This window comes from Cupriavidus sp. DF5525, assembly GCF_040149425.2.
Taxonomy (GTDB): Bacteria; Pseudomonadota; Gammaproteobacteria; order Burkholderiales; family Burkholderiaceae; genus Cupriavidus; species Cupriavidus pickettii_A.
Genome location: NZ_CP168267.1, coordinates 63,889 through 81,168, shown reverse-complemented (window position 1 = coordinate 81,168; position 17,280 = coordinate 63,889). Strand labels below are relative to the sequence as shown.

The following is a 17,280-nucleotide window of genomic DNA, read 5'->3' as shown; positions in this document are numbered from 1 at the left end:
GACACTCGCGACGCTAGGCATCTGTCTTGAGGGGCAGTTTCGGCCGTGCTCAAGCTGCGCATCCCGAAAGCCGAATACGCACAACCGGGCCGGTATAGGAACCGTATAGGCACCGATGCGATATTGACCCAATCTGCCGGCCGTCGGAAGACCATCATCACCGCTCGCCCAGCATTGCGCGGTAAGACCTTCGGCGCAGAAGACGGGGCCAGGCAATTTGCGGCACAGGCCGGAAAGCTGCGCAATCTTACGTCAGCAGCCCAGAACACCGTCAAACCCATCTAAAGTGCGATTTGAACCCTGGGAAATTCTTTCGGGCTTTGCGGAGACACGGCCAGAGCCGGGCCCCAGACAGGAGCGGCGACGGTTAGAGCAACCGACCTCAGCGCGCCCTGTCCAACTTGATGCCGACCGCGCGGCAACGCGAGCCATCTGGCGTCCTAGCGGGGCGCGGCCGGTATTCTTGGGCTGAAGGAACATGGATCGATTCTCGCAGGCGTTGCTTGACTATCACGAACGCAGCAAGCACCGTGTTAATAGCTATGCCCCTGGCCCCCGAGGACTCGACTGGGCAACCCAGCCAGACCCGTTCCGGGTGTTTCACGGCACACCGCGGATTGCTCTGCCGCTGGCCGGGGACAGCCTGGCCGCACGCTACAACGCGCTGCGCTCCGGCACTCTTCCGCCCGCGCAGAGATTCAGCCTTCGTACCCTGGCAATCCTGTTCGAACTCTCCCTCGGCCTGTCAGCGTGGAAATCCTATGGCGCTCAGCGGTGGGCACTGCGCTGCAACCCTTCGAGTGGGAATCTGCATCCGACCGAGGGCTATCTTCTGTGTCCAGCGCTGCCTGGCTTGTCCGGCGGGATCTACCATTACCTGAGCCGCGACCACGTGCTTGAGCATCGCGCTGCAGTGGATGATCCGCGATGGACCGAGGCGTTTTCGGACCGTGGTATCTTGGTCGGCATCAGCTCGATCCACTGGCGCGAGGCTTGGAAATACGGAATGCGCGCCTGGCGCTACTGCCAGCATGACTGCGGGCATGCTATCGCCGCAGTAAGTTACGCGGCAGCGGCTCTCGGCTGGCAGACGCGGCTGGTGGAGGCGGCTGCGGACGATGCGTTGGCCGCATTGCTTGGATTGGATCGCAGCGAGGATTTCGGAGCAGCCGAACCAGAGGTGCCGGATGTCCTGCTTTGGATCGGCAATCCTGAAGCACAGCCTGACCTGGAGCGCCTATGGCCTGCTTTGGATAAGGCACACTGGTACGGATGCGCGAATCAGCTAAGCGCGGGACATGAGAGGTGGCCGGATATCGATTCGATCCATCGCGCCACGCACAAGTCTCGTACTTGCGAACCGACCTCGCTAAGTCCGGAGCCGACCCTGTGGTCTGCCACGCCCGCCCTCGATCTGAGCTTTGCTCGGATCGCTCGGCAGCGCCGCAGCGCTACGAGTTTCGATGGTACAACGCGCATCACCACCTCGGCTTTTTTTACCATGCTGGCGTGCCTGTTGGTACGTCGCGACACGCCACCGTGGAATGCGCTGGTGTCTCCTGTCGCGGTGCATCCGGCGCTATTGGTGCACCGCGTGGACGATCTGGAGCCCGGCCTGTATGTGCTGGTGAGGAATCCCGGGGCGCTTCCGAGCCTCAAGCAGGCTATGCGCCCGGAATGGCTGTGGCAACGGACTGGACCGGACCTTCTGCCACTCTATTTTCTGCTGCCTTACGATTTGCGCGCGGTGGCAAAGTTGATCTGCTGTCACCAAGATATTGCCGCCGATTCCTGCTTTGCGCTGGGGATGCTCGCGAACTTTGAAATCGCCCTGAAGCAACCATGGCGTTATCGCCATCTTTTCTGGGAATGCGGCATGCTCGGCCAAGCGCTCTATCTTGAAGCCGAAGCTACCGGAGTGCGCGCCACGGGGATTGGCTGCTTTTTCGATGATGAAATGCACGCCATGCTCGGAATCCAGGACCACGCTTGGCAAAGTCTGTATCACTTTACCGTCGGCGGCGCCATGGTTGATCAGCGCCTGTCGGTATTGGAACCGGATCAGGAGTAATGCACCCGGGACGGATTTTCTATAAAGGGGTCTGCCGGCTGACCGGCTGCACACTTCGGTCCCTTCCCGGCCAGAATGCGCCGTTTGCCCCACATCACTCCAAGCTCCGCCACAGCGGACTTCCGCGGACCGTCATCAGTTTGAGCGCATCTGGTCGATCTGCGACGCAGCGAGTACGCCGCTGATCATCGGCCAAACGGCGTCCAGCAACTCGGTAAAGCTGACGATCTTTACCGGATGCCACCCAGATTTTTGCGAATTCAATGGGCGAGGAAATCAACCACCATCCGGTTGAACGCCTCGGCATGCTCCCACTGCGCCCAGTGGCCGCAACGGGTGAAGATGTGCATCTGCGCATCCGGAATACCGGCGAGCAACCTCAGGCCCACGTCCATCGGCACGAAGCGGTCGTCCCGCCCCCAGATGACAAGCGTGGGCACGACGATCTCGCCCAGGCGCGGGCCGTAGTCGGTGAACTGCCGGGAATTCGCCGCCAGGCTCTTGACGAAGTTTTCCAGGTGGTCGCGCCGCGCCAGCATATTGTCGAGGCGAGCCTGCATCAGTTCCTCCGTGAGGGCGCTCGCGTCGTAGACGAAGACGCTCATCATGCGCTTGAGGTTCTCGATGGTCGGATCGCGATAGAGGCCGTTGAGCAGCCTGATGCCTTCTGTCGGCATCGGCACGAACTGGCTCGGACCGCCGGTGCCCCCACCCATCAGCACGAGCTTGCCGATGCGCTGCGGATTGGCCAGTGCAAAGGCCACGGCGCTATGGCCGCCCATCGAGTTGCCGATGACATGCACCCGCTCAATCGCCAGCGCGTCCAGCACGGCCTTGAGCACCCTGCCGTTGAGCTCGGAGCGGGAACCGGTGCAGATCACGGGATCGCTCTTGCTCCAGCCCGGGCAGTCCACCAGCAGCACGCGGTAGCCTGCCGCCACCAGCGGCTCGACATTGCGGCTGAAGTTAGCCCAACCGCTTGCACCTGGCCCCGAACCATGCAGCATGACGACGGTCTCGCTCCCCGAGCCGGCATCGTTGTAGTGAATCCGGAAAGTAGTCTCTCCGTCCTGCACCGAGACGAACCGGCTCGTCGAGGCTTCGGTGATGGCTTGTCTTGTCGCGTTCATGATGATGTTCCTTCCTGTCCCTGCCGCGCTTCGGACGCGCGCTTGCTGAGGAGATCCAGCGCGACATCGACGATCATGTCTTCCTGGCCGCCAACCATGCGGCGCCGGCCCAGTTCGACAAGGATATCGACCGTCTTCAGGCCGTATTTCTTCGCCGCCACTTCAGAGTGGCGCAGGAAGCTCGAATAGACGCCGGCATAGCCAAGCGCCAGCGTTTCGCGGTCCACGCGTACCGGACGGTCCTGGAGCGGACGCACGATGTCGTCAGCCGCATCCATCAGCGCGTACAGGTCGGTGCCATGGTTCCAGCCAAGGCGTTCGGCGGCGGCGATGAATACCTCCAGCGGCGCATTGCCCGCTCCCGCCCCCATGCCGGCCAGCGACGCGTCGATGCGGTCGCAGCCTTCCTCGACAGCCACGATCGAGTTGGCGACGCCGAGCGACAGGTTGTGGTGCGCATGCATGCCGGTCTGCGTATCCGCGTGCAGCACGTCCTTGAGCGCTCGGAAGCGCGCGCGCACATCGTTCATCGTCAGCGCGCCGCCCGAGTCGACGACGTAGATGCAGGTCGCGCCGTAGCTTTCCATCTTCTTCGCCTCGACGGCGAGATTTTCCGGCGTGGTCATGTGGCTCATCATCAGGAAGCCGACCGTATCCATGCCGAGTTCGCGCGCGTACTCGATATGCTGCTTCGAGATGTCGGCCTCGGTACAGTGCGTGGCGACGCGCACCACGCGCGCGCCGGCATCGTGGGCCGCCTTCAGGTCGTGCGTGGTGCCGATACCGGGCAGCAGCAGCGTGGCAATCTTCGCGTGCTCCACCACTTCGGCGACGGCGGCGATCCATTCGAGGTCGCTGTGCGCGCCAAAGCCGTAATTGAAGCTCGACCCTTGCAGGCCGTCTCCATGCGCAACTTCAATGCTGTCGACCTTCGCGCGGTCCAGCGCGCGTGCGATGTCCTGGACGTTCCGGATCGAGTACTGGTGGCGGACCGCATGGCTGCCGTCGCGCAGCGTCACGTCGGAGATATAGAGTTTCTTGCTCGGGGTACTCATGCGCGGGCTCCTACGGTGGTCTCTTCAGCGCTCAGCAGCGATTGCGCCATCCGCTCGGCGGTGGCCAGGGCGGCGGAAGTCATGATATCGAGGTTGCCTGCGTAGGCAGGCAGGTAATGGGCAGCGCCTTCCACTTCGATGAAGGCCGATGTCTTCAGGCCGCTGAAGCGTCCCAGGCCAGCAATGTTCAGCGGTGCGCTGGCCGGGATCTCGTCGAACTGCACGGTCTGCTTGAGGCGGTAGCCGGGCACATAGGCACGGACCGCGCACACCATCTCTTCGATCGACGCCTCGATCCTGTCGCGGTCGGCAAGTTCCGACAGCGTGTACACGGTGTCGCGCATCATCAGCGGGGGCTCGGCAGGATTCAGCACGATGATGGCCTTGCCCCTGGCGGCGCCGCCAACGATTTCGATCGCCTTCGAGGTGGTCTCGGTGAACTCATCGATGTTCGCGCGCGTGCCCGGACCGGCGGACTTGCTGCTGATCGATGCGACGATTTCCGCGTAGTGGACCTTCGCCACGCGCGACACCGCGGCCACGATGGGAATGGTGGCCTGGCCGCCGCAGGTGACCATGTTGACGTTGGACGCGTCCAGGTGCGCATCGAGGTTGACCACCGGCACGCAGTACGGACCGATCGCGGCGGGCGTCAGGTCGATCATGCGCAGGCCCGGCTTGCGCTGCCGCAGCAGCGCGTCGTTCTTCACGTGCGCACCGGCGGAGGTGGCATCGAACACAAAGTCGATGTCATCGAAGACCGGCAGGCGGGTAAGCCCTTCGGCGCCTTCATGCGTAGTGGCCACGCCCAGCCGTGCGGCCCGGGCAAGTCCGTCGGAGGCCGGATCGATGCCGACCATTGCCGCAATCTCCAGATGCCTGGCGTTGCGCAGGATCTTGATCATCAGGTCGGTGCCGATATTGCCCGAGCCGATGATCGCTGCCTTGAGTTTCCTGGAAGTCATGTCGTTCTCTCTTTCATTCTGCGGCAAACGCCGCACGGACGCTGCCAATACCGCTGATACGCGCTTCGTAGCATTGGCCGGCCTCAACCGGCACCATCGGCCCGAGCGCGCCGGTCAACACCAGGTCGCCGGCGCGCAGGGGCTCGCCCAGCGATGCCAGCGTACGGGCCAGCCACACCGCGGCGTTCAGCGGATGACCGAGGCAGTCGGCGCCCTTGCCGGCCGAGACGCGCTGCTCGCCCCGGAACATCTCCATCTGCACGCCCTTCAGGTCCAGGCCGGCCAGCGGCACCGGCACCGCGCCCAGCACCACGAGGCCGCTGGAAGCGTTATCAGCCACGGTGTCGACAAAGGAGATGTTCCAGTTCTCGATACGGCTGCCGACTACTTCGATGGCCGGCAGCACGTAGTCGACCGCATTGATCAGGTCCACCACCGTGGCATCGCGGGCGGTGATGTCACGCTTGAGCACCAGCGCCACTTCGGCCTCGACCTTGGGCTGCAGCGTGCGCGCAGCGGGGATGGGGTCGTCGTCGCCGTACACCATGTCGGCGAACAGCGTGCCAAAGTCAGGCTGGTCCACGCCAAGCTGGCGCTGGACCGCGAGCGAGGTCAGCCCGATCTTGCGGCCGACCACGCGGCGACCCTGCGCGCGCCAAGCCTCGACGTTGGCGCTCTGCACGGCATAAGCCGTGGCGACGTCGCCGGCGGCGATTTCCCCGCACAGCGGCGCAACGGGCGTGCGGCTCTGCTCGGCGCGGCGCAGGCGTTCGGCGAGCGCGAGCACGGATTGTGGGGTGGTCATGTCATTGTCCTTGTCAGTCAGGTTGGGCCTCAGGCGGCCGGCTGTGCGTGCATGACGGCAAAGCCGGCAATCCATTCGGGAATGGCCCGGTAGTAGTCGCGTTCGGCCCGGTAAGGCCCGTTGGCCGCCAGCGCGGCAAAGGCGGCGATCCAGGTCCGGATCTCGTGGCCTGACTTGCCGCCGTCGCGCGTGATGGCGTGGTTGGTCATGCCATCCACGGCCGTGAGGTCCCCGCTCGCCAGCGTGTCGAGGAAAGCGCGGTCCCATTCGGGGTTGAGTGCACGCAGGTGGCTGTTGCCGGCGGCAAACGCCTGCGCGGCGGCAAGGGTGCGGGCCTGCCGCGCAGCACGCGACTCCGGGCTGGGATTGCGCCCGGCAATCAACCGCTCGACGTTTTCCGGCGTGGCGGTGGCAATCTCCGGCACCGGTGGCTCATGCGAAATGCCGCCCGAACCCACGACCAGCACGCGCTTGCCGAGACGGCCGGCAAAGCGGCCGATGGCATCGCCCAGCAACCGGGCGCGCCGGCAGCTCGCCATCGGCGGGGCCACCGAGTTGATGAAGACCGGAACCACCGGATAACGGTCGAGGCTGCCGGTCAGTATTTCCAGCGCCTGCGCGCAGCCATGGTCGACCTGCATGCGGTACGAGACCGCCACGTCCACGTCGGCATCCAGCGCCGCCTGTGCCAGTGCCAGCGCCGTACCGGACGGGACCGGCAGCGGGCCGGCCAGGCTCTTGAAGTCACCCACCGCGCAGGCAGCCATGCCGACACAGAACTGCGGCATGAGGTCGTAGAAGAAGCCGTTGTAATGGTCCGGCACGAAGGCAATCACCAGCTCGGGATCAAAGGCTTCGACGCGGGCACGGGCGGCAGCCTGCGCCCGCTCGACTTCGGCAAGGATCTCCGGAACCGGGTCGAAATAGCCGTGCAACGGCGTGTGCGAGAGGCATTCGAGGTGAATCGGCATGTTCATGCTCCTGCCTCGGCGTGACGCTGGTCCCCACGGAGATCGCGCCGGAGCACGACCGGCGCACCGCCATAGGTCTTCTTGTTGATCCAGGCAGACAACGCCGAATCCATATACGCAGCGTGTCCTGGAAACCAATCCGCCAATGCTTTTGCCAGCCGCCTGATGTCCTGCAGCCCGAGTTCGCCGAGCAGCAGTTTTGCGTTGACCTTCTGCACGGCGTCGATGACGCGCTCGTGTTCGTCGAGATGGCAATCGGCGGCCGGGAAATCCGTCTTCTCCATCCATGCCTTCTCGACGGCGAAATGCGAATGCACATGCGCCTCGAGGTCCTGAAGGCACGCGGCCGCCGTGTCCGGCGAGCAGTTGGCCAGAGCGTTCACCACCTCAACGAACTCCTGGTGCGCCTCATCGATCGGCCCATGGCCCAGCAGCATGGCATCCGTCCACGCCAGCCCCAGGCACTCGTCCGCGTTGGGCGGCGTGCCGATATCCGCTGTGTCTTTCATTTCAAACTCTCCTGGCAAGGTCGCCAGCGGCACCGATATGCCGCTGCGTTGGATCGGTGGCATTGGTGCCACCGATCTGCACGCGAGTTGCCTCAGCCTTGACCTCTTTGCCTGTCGGCGCCAATCAGCACTGCCACCATGACGGCGGGCTGCTCGCTGCGGTTACGCCAGGCGTGCCGCGTGCCGTTCTGGATGACGATGTCGCCTGCCTTGAGGTGACGGGTTTCCCCGCCATCCACTTCCAGCCAGAGCTCACCCGAGACGATGATGTCGTAGTCGACCGACTGGGTCTTGTGCATGCCGGAGCCATCCGGCTCGAAGGCTTCGGCCAGCCCGGGCAGGTGGCGCGCATACTCCTCGCCGGCCGCCACGGGATCGAACTGCTCCGATGCCATCACGGTGTCCGGCGGAAACTGCACGACGATCAGCCGCGTTCCGTGCGGGTCCGGCGTGACGGACTTGACCGTCACGACCGGATCGGCGCCATCTTGCGGCAGCGACGGAACGGCCTGCGTGGCCCACGCCAGCGTGGTCTGGAAGCCGGGGACCGCGGCATAGTCGTGCGTGGTGGATACGGGGCCATCCGAGACAATCACGGAACGGCCGTCGCGCTCGCCGGTGACGATGCGTCTTACCATTGCTTGCTCCTTAATCCGCTGAAGATCGGTTGCCGGGTCACTGCACGACAACCACGTTGACGAACCCGCCGGCGCGCTTTTCGGCGGAGGCGAGGGCTTCGTTGACCTGATGCAGGCCAAACCGCTGGTGCTCGAAGACGTTCAGGTCGAGCGTGCCTGCCGCCGCCATGGCGGCAAGCTCCTGGCCTTCGGCCACCGAGAACCAGAGCGATCCGACCAGGCTGACCTGCGCGCACATCAGCTGATGCAGGTTCACGGGCAACGGGTCCGACATCGCCCCGATTTCCACCATGCGGCCGCCGCGCCGCAGTGCGGCAATGCAGTCCAGCGTGATCTGGTGCGAGGCGCCCGGACCGATCGCATCGACAAAGGCATCTGCGCCGATGCCGTCCGTCTCGGCGCGAACCCAGTCGGCAAGCGGCTGCGTGCCGTAGGAATGGATGCGGATGCGCTGCGGATCCAGGGCACGAACGCGTTCCAGCAGGTCGAGATTGCGCGCCACGCACAGGATCCTGGTCGCACCCATGGCCCGCGCGATCTGCACGGCGCCGAGCCCGAGCGTGCCGGTAGCGCCGCTGATCAGCACCGTGCGCCCTGCCGCGATGCCGGCCTTGCGCAGTCCGGAGTACGCCGTGCCGAGGTAGCCGAATCGCGCGGCCTGTTCGAAGGTGACCGCGTCGGGCAGCTTGACCAGGCCATCCGCCGGCGCGGTGGCGAATTCACTGAAGCCGCCGTACGGATACTGCTGGTACATGCGCTTCGACTCCGGGCCGAAGCCGAAATAGCCCTGGAAGGTATAGGCCGTGCAGTTGATCGGCTCGCCGGTCCGGCACGCATGGCAGGAGCCGCACGAGCGCCCCGGATTGAGATAGACGCGGTCCCCTGGGACCACGCCGGTTACCTGGCTTCCCACTTCTGCCACGATGCCGGCGGTGTCCAGGCCGTAGATCGCAGGCAGGTCGGGGACCGTCAGGTAGGCGCGTTCGCCGTAGTTGCTCATCACGTTGCGAAGGTTGGGCACGACGCCCGCCGCCTTTACGTCGATCAGCACATCGGTGGGGCGCAGCAAGATCGGACGTGGAATCGTGTCGAGCCGGAACCGGCCGCCCGGCTCATGGACACGCGCGGCCTGGATAGTGGGCTGGTGGGGGTCGCTCATTTGCTTCGTCTCCTGCAAGTTTGTCGATTTTTTTAAGTTGAATATCAATTGATATTCAACTGATATGGTCAAAAAAAATTTTTGCACGTCAGAAGGAATGCAGCACGCCAATGTTGGCCGCCACCTGCGTGGCACCAGACGAAGGCCCGGGCGCCAGGCTGATCCAGGCCTGCCCCGCCCCCGACGCTTTCTGATAGACCAGATCGGCGTAGACGCTGGTGCGCTTCGAGAACGAATAAAGCAGGGTCAGCGTTCCCTGCATGGCGCTCTGCCGGTCCAGCGTGTCGTTGCCCCGCATGTACTGGTAGGCGGCGTTCAGGTGCCAGGCGGGGGAAAAAGCCCAAGTCACATCGCCCTCGTAAACCGCAACCCGTGCGCCGCTCGCCGTGTTTTCGGTATTCGTGTACATCAGCGCGGCCACCGCGGGCCCGATCGCGTAGGACGCGCCAAACCCGAAGTTCCTGATGCCATCGTTGCCGGCATTCAGTTGCGGATATTTGACGTACGTGTAGGCGCCATTCAGCCTCAGGTTGCCGACGTGGTAATTCACGCCGGCGCTCTGGCCACTGCTATTCCCGAACGAACCAGGTTGCCCGCCAAGACTGTATTGCGCGCCGAACGACAGTCCGCCGAAGGCCGGGCTCTGGTATTTGACGGAGTTCGGCATGGCAAGGCCCGCCACCCGGTCAAAGTCGAAGGAGCCGCCCGGCGTGTTGGGCACGCCCAGACCCGAGAACGGCCCCTGCCGAAGGCTGATGCAGCTGATGAACGGAAACGCCGAGCCCCAGTGATCGAGCGCCAGCGAATAGAACATGAAATCGATCTGATTCCCGAATGTGAGCGTCCCGAGCCTGTCGTCACCCATGCCGACATAGCTTTCGTGCCCGAACAGGTTCCCGATGGACTGGCCGTTCTTCATTGAAAACTGGCCCTGCAGCTTGAACACGGCGTGCAGGCCGCCGCCCAGGTCTTCCGTGCCCCGGAAGCCGAACAGGGTCGGCGCCTGGGTTCCCGGATCCGCAACCAGGTTGCTGCTCCCGCCCTGGTTGGACACATACATCACACCGGTATTGACGATGCCGTATGCCTGCACGCTGCCCTCTGCATGCGCCGCGCCCGCCAGGCCAACGCTGCAGGCGGCAATCGCCTTCAGTCTCCTCATTTGATGTCTCCCCGTTTCTTGATTGGTACGCACGGGTCTGGCGCATCGACCGGGGTTAACCCTCGGTGAGCGCGATTCCCGGGCTTCGGTGCGTCTGACTCTACACAATCAATCGTTTATCGATCCATTGTTGCTTGAAGTTTGATTGAACTTCGATTGACAGTCAATCTACTATTTCGTAATCTTCGATCACCCCTGGCCCGACCGCCAGGGTTACAGCCCAAAGCCCCACACGAGGAGAACCCGAAGATGAGCGACAAGCCCGTCATCCGCCGGCGCAGCAGCGAGACAAAACACGAGATCAGCAACGCACGCGTCAACGACGCAAAGGTGCAGAGCCAGTACCAGCCCTACAAGGATGCGGCCTGGGGGTTCATCAATCACTGGTACCCGGCACTGTTCAGCAAGGAACTGCCGGAAGACGGTGTGGAAGGCATCCAGATCTGCGGCATTCCGATCGTGCTGCGCCGCGTGGACGGCAAGATCTTTGCCCTGAAGGACCAGTGCGTTCACCGCGGTGTCCGTCTCTCGGCCAAGCCGATGTGCCTCACCAAGGACACCATAAGCTGCTGGTACCACGGCTTTACCTTCGACCTCGAGAGCGGCAACCTGTCGACCATCGCAGGCAACCCCGATGACAAGCTGATCGGTACCACCGGCCTCACCACCTACCCGGTGCAGGAAGTCGCCGGCATGATCTTTGTCTTCGTGCGCGAGGACGACTACCCGGACGAAGACGTGCCCCCGCTGTCGCACGACCTGCCGTTCCGCTTCCCCGAGAACAGCGAGAAATTCCCGCACCCGCTGTGGCCGTCCGCGCCGAGCCTGCTCGATGAAAACGTCGTCGCCCACGGCATGCACCGTACCGGCTATGCCAACTGGCGCATTGCCTGCGAGAACGGCTTCGACAATGCGCACATCCTGGTCCACAAGGACAACGCCATCATCCACGCGAAGGACTGGGTGCTGCCGCTGGGCATCGTGCCGACCGCCGACGACTGCATTGCCGTGGTCGAAGACGACAACGGCCCCAAGGGGCTGGTGCAGTGGCTGTTCACCGAGAAGTGGAAGCCCATCCTCGAAAACGAGAAGGTCGGCCTCAAGGTGGAGAACCTGAACGCACGTCCGTATCGTACCTCCGTGGTCCTGCCGGGCGTCCTCATGGTGGAGAACTGGCCGGAAGAGCATGTCGTCCAGTACGAGTGGTATGTGCCGGTCACCGACGACACCTACGAGTACTGGGAAGTCCTGGTCAAGGTCTGCAACACGGAGCAAGAGCGCAAGGACTACAAGTACCGCTTCGACTACCTGTACAAACCCCTGTGCCTGCACGGCTTCAATGATTGCGACCTCTATGCGCGCGAAGCGATGCAGGACTTCTACGCGGATGGCACCGGTTGGGATAACGAGCAGCTGATGGCAACCGACATCTCCCCGATCACCTGGCGCAAGCTCGCATCGCGCTGGAACCGGGGCATTGCCAGGCCGGGCCGCGGTGTGGATGGCGCCGTCAAGGCGTCGGCCATGCGGCTGAAGAAGGCGTCGGAAGGCAAGCAGGCCACGGCGTACTTCGTCACGAAGATCGAAGAAGACGAGTAATCCACGCGGCAACCGAGGTATCTGAATGTCTACTGTTAAGAACGTCGCACTGCGTTTCCGCGACGGAACGACCCGATCGGTTGCCGTGCCGCACGGCGAGAGCGTGCTTGACGCCGCTCTCGCCGCCGGCGTGCCGCTGATCCACCAGTGCCGCTCCGGCAGTTGTTCGAGCTGCACCGCGCGGCTGGCCGAAGGCCAGGCAGGCATGCGCGCCGGCGCCAGCTCGACCCTGCTGCGCAGCGAATATGAGGCGGGCGAGCGCCTGCTGTGCCTGACCCAGCCCGAAACCGACTGTACGTTCGACCTGAACTATGAGAGCGATGCCGGCGCCGGGCGTGCCGTCAAGCTCAACGCGTTTGTCGACAGCGTCGAAAAGCTGGCGCCCAATGTCGTGCGACTCACACTTGAGCTGGCCGAAGGCGAGTCCTTCGACTTCAAGCCGGGCCAGTTCATCCAGGTCCGCGTCCCCGGCACCGACATAGTGCGCAGCTATTCGCCTGCCAGCACTGCCGCCGACCTGCCGAAGATCGAACTGCTGATCCGCCTGCTGCATGACGGCGTCATGTCCGGCTATCTGGAGAATCGCGCCGCGCGCGACGACGTGCTGGAGCTTGAGGGCCCATATGGCAGCTTCTTCTTGCGGGAGAAGGTGCGGGCACCCCACATCATGGTGGCGGGCGGGACGGGACTGGCGCCGATCCTTTCCATGATCGACACCATCCGCAACACGTCGGGCCGCAAGCCGCCCGTGATGCTCAGCTTTGGCTGCGCCACGCCAGATACGCTGTTCTGCCTGGATGACATCGGGCTGCGCGAGCAATGGCTGCCCAACCTGTCAACGCGGATCTCGGTGGACCGGGGCGCGACCGGTGACCTGCTGAGCGGCAATCCCGTCGATGCCATCCGTGAAGACGATGCCACGCACACCGACACCGTCGCCTATCTGTGCGGCCCCCCCGCCATGATCGAGGCCGCTACCCGCCGCCTCGCCCAGATCGGGGTCCGCCCGGAAAACATCTACGCCGAGCAGTTCGCACCTTCGAACTGATTGCGGATCACCACTGGAATTACGGGAGACAGCCATCGTGGAGCCCACCATTGCCCTTCCCTTTTCGCCCGAACAGCAAGGCTGGTACGAAAAGGCCTGCGCCAGGATCGACGCCCGGCGCCTGCAGCAACTTCTGTCCGACCTGACGGACATCCATAGCCCGACGGGCGCCGTGCGCGACGTCAACCAGTTCATGGCGGGCTATATGTCCAAGGTGGGGCTGACCGCGTCATACCGCCCAATGAACGCCCGCACCGGCAACGCCGTGGGCGAAAAGCGCGGCAGCGGCGGCGGCGCCGCGCTGATGCTATACGCGCCGATCGACACGCACCTGGAAGGCGATGCCACTGACCGTCCATGGACCGGCAACACCGACCATGTCGACCTGCAGCCTGCCGCGCGAGTGGTAGGAGACTGGGTCTATGGCCTGGGCTCGTCCAATCCCAAGGCGATGGTGGCCACGCTCACCGAAGTCGCCACCGCCTTGATCGAGGCCGACGTCCCGCTGGTCGGCGACCTCATCCTGGCGACGGCCGACGGCGGCATGCCCGTCAATGTGGCCGAGCGCGATAACGCCGGCATGTCGGGCGGTGTCGTGCATCTGCTGTCGCGCGGTGTCGCGCCGGACTTCGCCATGATCATGAAGCCGTGGAATTGGGTCTACCACGAAGAGCCGGGGATGGGCTGGTTCAAAGTGAGCGTAAACGGGACGATGGGCTACGCCGGCGTGCCGCGCGGCACGCCGGGCTTCCGCAGCTCGGTGGTGCCGGCCGCGCAGGTCATCCTGGAACTGGAGCAGTGGCTGGTCGAATATGCCGAGCGCAATACCTCCGGCGTGGTCAAGCCGCACGGCTGGATCGGCGGCGTGCGCGCCGGCTGGCCGGAGCGGCCGGCGTTTCCTTCGGCGGTCACCGAGATCTTCTTCGACGTGCGCATCAATCCGCGCACCAGCCCCGCCGAGGTCAAAGCCCAGTTCGCACAGTTTGTCGTGGAGCTGCGCGCGCGGCATCCGGCGCTGGATCTGGACTGGGAGATGTATGGCTCCGTGCCCGGTGGCACCACCGCGCCGTCCAACTGGATCATCCAGTCGGCCAGGCGCGGCTGGGAGCATGTCGAGGCGCGCCCGCACGGCGTTCCCGATTTGCTTGGCGGACAGACCGACGGTGCGGCGTTGCGTCGCTTCGGCATTCCGACCGCACGCATCGGCTGGCCATGGCCGGCGCAAGGGTCGCCCGAAAGCGTGGCCGAGGGCCTGGGAGGCATGGGTGCCACCTACATCCCGGACTTGCTGCCTTGCGCGAGCAAGATCCTGTACGCCGTGATCGATACGCTGACGCGCAATCGCGCGGAACTCGGCCTGCGCTGAGGATACCCGACAACATTACCAGACCAATTGCTTATGCCGAACGAAGATATCCACTACTGGGAAGCCGCGGAACTTGCGCGCAAGATCCGCGCGCGCGAGATCTCGCCTGTAGCCGTCACCGAAGCAATCCTCGACCGAATCTCCGACCTCGATCCGGCCCTGCACAGCTACGCCCTGGTCCTGCCTGAACAGGCGCTGGAACAGGCTCGCGAAGCCGAACGTGCGCTGATGCACGGCGCTCCGCTGGGCCCGCTGCACGGCGTGCCGGTGGCAGTCAAGGACCTCTGCTGGCTGGCAGGTTCCCCGACCGCCGCTGGTACCACGATCCACAAGGACTTTATCCCGACGGAAGATGCCACCGTCGTGCGCAAACTGCGCGATGCCGGCGCGATCGTGCTGGGCAAGCTGCAGCTGACCGAAGGCGCCTTCGCCACCCATCATCCGAGCGTGCCGCAGCCGGTCAATCCCTGGCACCCGAACCACTGGGCCGGCGCCTCTTCCAGCGGCTCCGGTGTCGCCACCGCCGCTGGGCTTTGCTACGCGTCGATCGGCACGGATACCGGCGGCTCGATCCGCTTCCCGGCGGCGGCCAACGGACTGACCGGCATCAAGCCGACGTGGGGCCGAGTCAGCCGCCACGGCGTATTGGAGCTCGGTGCAAGCCTGGACCATGTGGGTCCGATTGCCCGCAGTGCCGCCGATACCGCGCTGATGCTGGGGGTGATTGCCGGCCACGATCCACGCGATCCGACTTCTCTGCCGCCATCGCGCCTGGAATTACCCGCCGAGGGGCGCGACCTGCGCGGCCTTCGCATCGGTGTCGATGCGCAATGGAATCGCAATGGCACGGATGACGTCATCAACCATGCCATTGACCGGGCCATCGACATACTGAAGGCGCTTGACGCGCAGATCCGGGACGTTCGCTTTCCCGCCGTGCACACCGTGGTCGACGAATGGGAAATCAACTGCGGCGTCGAAGTCGCCGTGGCGCATGCGGACACGTTCCCGCGCCTGTCGGCGGAGTATGGGCCGGCGCTTTCCAGGCTTATCGAGATTGGCCGCAATACCAGCGGCATGTGCTATCAGCAAGCACTGCTGAACCGTGCCGCCTTCCGTGGCAAGGTCAACAAGCTGATGCAGGACATTGACCTCCTGATCGTGCCGGTGCAGCCATTCGCCGCCCCCACGCATGAACAGCTGGGCGCGCTCGCGCAAGACCCGGAGCTGAACAGCCGCCTTATCCAGTTCACGGCGCCGTTCAATTCCACCGGACATCCCGCGATCACGCTGCCGTGTGGATTCACCGCGGCCGGCATGCCGATCGCATTTCAGCTGGTGGCGCGCCATGGCGAGGAAGCGCTGCTGTGCCGTGCCGGCATGGCATTCCAGCAGGCCACCGACTGGCACCGCCACCATCCGGAAGTCACGGTCTCGCGCTGAGGCCGTGTGACGAGACCAGGCCGGCAACGCCCGGCCCTGGTTTCACTCCTGTTCGTCTTCCCGCAACGGTGTGATCGTCGCTGAATCCCGCGCAGCTTCCTCGTAGATGCCTGTCAGCAGCGACAGGAAGCGCGACGCCTTTTCGAATTTCTCCGACACCTCGCTGATTTCCTCCAGCCGCTTCACCAGGATCTCGGCCCTGACCTTGTAATACTCGTCGGTCAGCTTGACTCCCAGCTCGCTGACGTTGTACGCGAAGGTCTTGCTGTTCTTTTCTCGCTGCTTCTCGATCAGACCGGCCGCCTCCAGCTTGCGCAAGCTGTACTGGATATTGGGGATATCGTCGCGGTTCATCAGGCGCGCAATGGTGGCACTATTCTTCGGCCGGTCCTGCATCCTGATGACGTGGAGAATGACGTGCTCCTCGTACTTGATATCCACGTCGGCGGCAATCGTCACCATCCCGGTGGACAGCACGAAGCGGGAAAACGACTCATGGAACCGGATCAACGCCCACTCGAATTCTGTGGCCCTCTGCTCCAGGTCAGTTTTTGCGAGATGCCACCCGCGTTGAAATTTCGGTTCCATGAATTGACTTGCCCAACATTGATTTCAGAGCCAACTTGCCAATAGGCCTGGTGAGACGGCAGAAATGCGAGCCTCGATTATCCCACAACGCTGTGTAGCTGCATCTGGCCATCGTCAACGACAGCGATCACTCGTGCTGCCGGGAACCCAAGCCGCTATAGAGCCAGCGCAGAAGCGCTGTCGCGCCATGGCGCCTGGACACGCCGGCTCGATTTCCATGTGCCGTCGCATAGGGCGCTGCTGCAGGCGGCGTCGCGAGTTTGGCGGCTGTTAAGACACGATCAAGCTAAAGATGGCCTTGTCCTGCAACGCGCTCGAGCACTATCAGTGGAGAGCTCTGCCGCCAAGATTGGGGGTGAACGCAGATCGCCAGAATACCCATACTTTCCCCCCAAATCATACGCATGGCTTTGCAGAAGCATCACCCTACCCGTCCGGCATGGCCGACCTGAAATCGAACGTCGCAGGCACCACCGCCGCTAGCGAAATTAACGATCCTCCGCAGCTGCCGGGCGTCTACGTGCGCGCGCCCGACTGGGAGGGCCAGGCCGCAGTCCTGGCCAGTGCCTCGGCCCACTGACCGCTCCATATCGCCGGCTCGCACATGGTTGACCAGCAAGTCGACTTGCGTGTTGTGCGATGCACTTTCGGTCACAGGCCGTTGAGTACGACAAAGCGCCTGCCTGCGTAGCGAGGAAGATGCGCGGCACCAGGCAATCCAGGAGCGGCATCGGGTCGAATGGGCGAGGCCAGTAGTAAGGAGTGCCGGCG

17 protein-coding genes are annotated in these 17,280 nt (G+C 64.0%); 7 read left to right on the top strand and 10 right to left on the bottom strand.

Annotated elements, in window-relative coordinates; genetic code table 11:
* Positions 1–45 precede the first annotated feature (45 nt).
* Both ABNX08_RS34695 and ABNX08_RS34690 read left to right on the top strand, forming a co-directional pair.
* Entirely contained in the window at positions 46–285 is a 240-nt protein-coding gene (locus ABNX08_RS34695; protein WP_349608511.1) for a hypothetical protein, read from the top strand.
* A gap of 193 nt (positions 286–478) precedes the next feature.
* Positions 479–2,071: a SagB/ThcOx family dehydrogenase gene (locus ABNX08_RS34690; protein ID WP_349608509.1), complete on the top strand. Its 1,593-nt coding sequence runs from the start codon at positions 479–481 to the stop codon at positions 2,069–2,071.
* A gap of 260 nt (positions 2,072–2,331) precedes the next feature.
* Here the strand turns inward: ABNX08_RS34690 and ABNX08_RS34685 are convergent, their stop codons facing one another.
* The 9 genes from ABNX08_RS34685 to ABNX08_RS34645 form a co-directional block, all read right to left on the bottom strand.
* Entirely contained in the window at positions 2,332–3,201 is an 870-nt protein-coding gene (locus ABNX08_RS34685; RefSeq protein ID WP_349608507.1) for an alpha/beta fold hydrolase, read from the bottom strand.
* Positions 3,198–4,256 (bottom strand): 4-hydroxy-2-oxovalerate aldolase, encoded by a 1,059-nt coding sequence (dmpG, locus tag ABNX08_RS34680; RefSeq protein ID WP_349608505.1) that lies wholly within the window; start codon positions 4,254–4,256, stop codon positions 3,198–3,200. The genes ABNX08_RS34685 and dmpG overlap by 4 nt, the downstream gene beginning before the upstream one ends.
* A complete protein-coding gene (locus ABNX08_RS34675; RefSeq protein ID WP_349608503.1) occupies positions 4,253–5,221 on the bottom strand; it encodes an acetaldehyde dehydrogenase (acetylating) in 969 nt (322 codons plus the stop codon). Before ABNX08_RS34675 ends, dmpG begins: the two co-directional genes overlap by 4 nt.
* Before the next feature lie 13 nt (positions 5,222–5,234).
* Positions 5,235–6,026: a 2-keto-4-pentenoate hydratase gene (mhpD, locus tag ABNX08_RS34670; protein WP_349608501.1), complete on the bottom strand. Its 792-nt coding sequence runs from the start codon at positions 6,024–6,026 to the stop codon at positions 5,235–5,237.
* A 29-nt stretch (positions 6,027–6,055) separates the two neighbouring features.
* Positions 6,056–6,997: a 3-carboxyethylcatechol 2,3-dioxygenase gene (locus ABNX08_RS34665; RefSeq protein ID WP_349608499.1), complete on the bottom strand. Its 942-nt coding sequence runs from the start codon at positions 6,995–6,997 to the stop codon at positions 6,056–6,058.
* 2 nt (positions 6,998–6,999) lie between these two features.
* Positions 7,000–7,569: a hemerythrin family protein gene (locus ABNX08_RS34660; RefSeq protein WP_349608497.1), complete on the bottom strand. Its 570-nt coding sequence runs from the start codon at positions 7,567–7,569 to the stop codon at positions 7,000–7,002.
* Between the two features lie 29 nt (positions 7,570–7,598).
* Positions 7,599–8,144: a cupin domain-containing protein gene (locus ABNX08_RS34655; RefSeq protein WP_349608495.1), complete on the bottom strand. Its 546-nt coding sequence runs from the start codon at positions 8,142–8,144 to the stop codon at positions 7,599–7,601.
* 37 nt (positions 8,145–8,181) lie between these two features.
* Positions 8,182–9,303, bottom strand: a complete 1,122-nt coding sequence (locus ABNX08_RS34650; RefSeq protein ID WP_349608493.1) for an alcohol dehydrogenase catalytic domain-containing protein — start codon at positions 9,301–9,303, stop codon at positions 8,182–8,184.
* Positions 9,304–9,391: 88 nt separating this feature from the next.
* Positions 9,392–10,498, bottom strand: coding sequence for a porin (locus ABNX08_RS34645; protein WP_349608491.1), 1,107 nt, complete (start codon positions 10,496–10,498; stop codon positions 9,392–9,394).
* A 216-nt stretch (positions 10,499–10,714) separates the two neighbouring features.
* Here ABNX08_RS34645 and ABNX08_RS34640 point away from each other — a divergent pair, with 216 nt between their 5' ends.
* From ABNX08_RS34640 to ABNX08_RS34625, 4 genes are read left to right on the top strand one after another with little or no spacing between them, the layout of a single operon-like run.
* The gene (locus ABNX08_RS34640) at positions 10,715–12,064 is read left to right on the top strand and encodes a Rieske 2Fe-2S domain-containing protein (protein ID WP_022539931.1); all 1,350 of its coding nucleotides are present in this window, start codon (positions 10,715–10,717) and stop codon (positions 12,062–12,064) included.
* Between the two features lie 25 nt (positions 12,065–12,089).
* Positions 12,090–13,112 (top strand): ring-hydroxylating dioxygenase ferredoxin reductase family protein, encoded by a 1,023-nt coding sequence (locus ABNX08_RS34635; protein WP_349608489.1) that lies wholly within the window; start codon positions 12,090–12,092, stop codon positions 13,110–13,112.
* Between the two features lie 37 nt (positions 13,113–13,149).
* Positions 13,150–14,478 (top strand): acetylornithine deacetylase, encoded by a 1,329-nt coding sequence (locus tag ABNX08_RS34630; protein WP_349608487.1) that lies wholly within the window; start codon positions 13,150–13,152, stop codon positions 14,476–14,478.
* 33 nt (positions 14,479–14,511) lie between these two features.
* On the top strand, positions 14,512–15,921 hold the full coding sequence (locus ABNX08_RS34625; RefSeq protein WP_349608485.1) for an amidase: 1,410 nt from the start codon (positions 14,512–14,514) through the stop codon (positions 15,919–15,921).
* A gap of 42 nt (positions 15,922–15,963) precedes the next feature.
* Here the strand turns inward: ABNX08_RS34625 and ABNX08_RS34620 are convergent, their stop codons facing one another.
* Positions 15,964–16,431 carry a winged helix DNA-binding protein gene (locus tag ABNX08_RS34620; RefSeq protein WP_349608483.1) on the bottom strand — a complete coding sequence of 156 codons (468 nt, stop codon included), beginning with the start codon at positions 16,429–16,431 and terminating at the stop codon, positions 15,964–15,966.
* A 517-nt stretch (positions 16,432–16,948) separates the two neighbouring features.
* Here ABNX08_RS34620 and ABNX08_RS34615 point away from each other — a divergent pair.
* Positions 16,949–17,089, top strand: coding sequence for a hypothetical protein (locus ABNX08_RS34615; protein ID WP_349608481.1), 141 nt, complete (start codon positions 16,949–16,951; stop codon positions 17,087–17,089).
* The last annotated feature ends 191 nt before the right edge of the window (positions 17,090–17,280 follow it).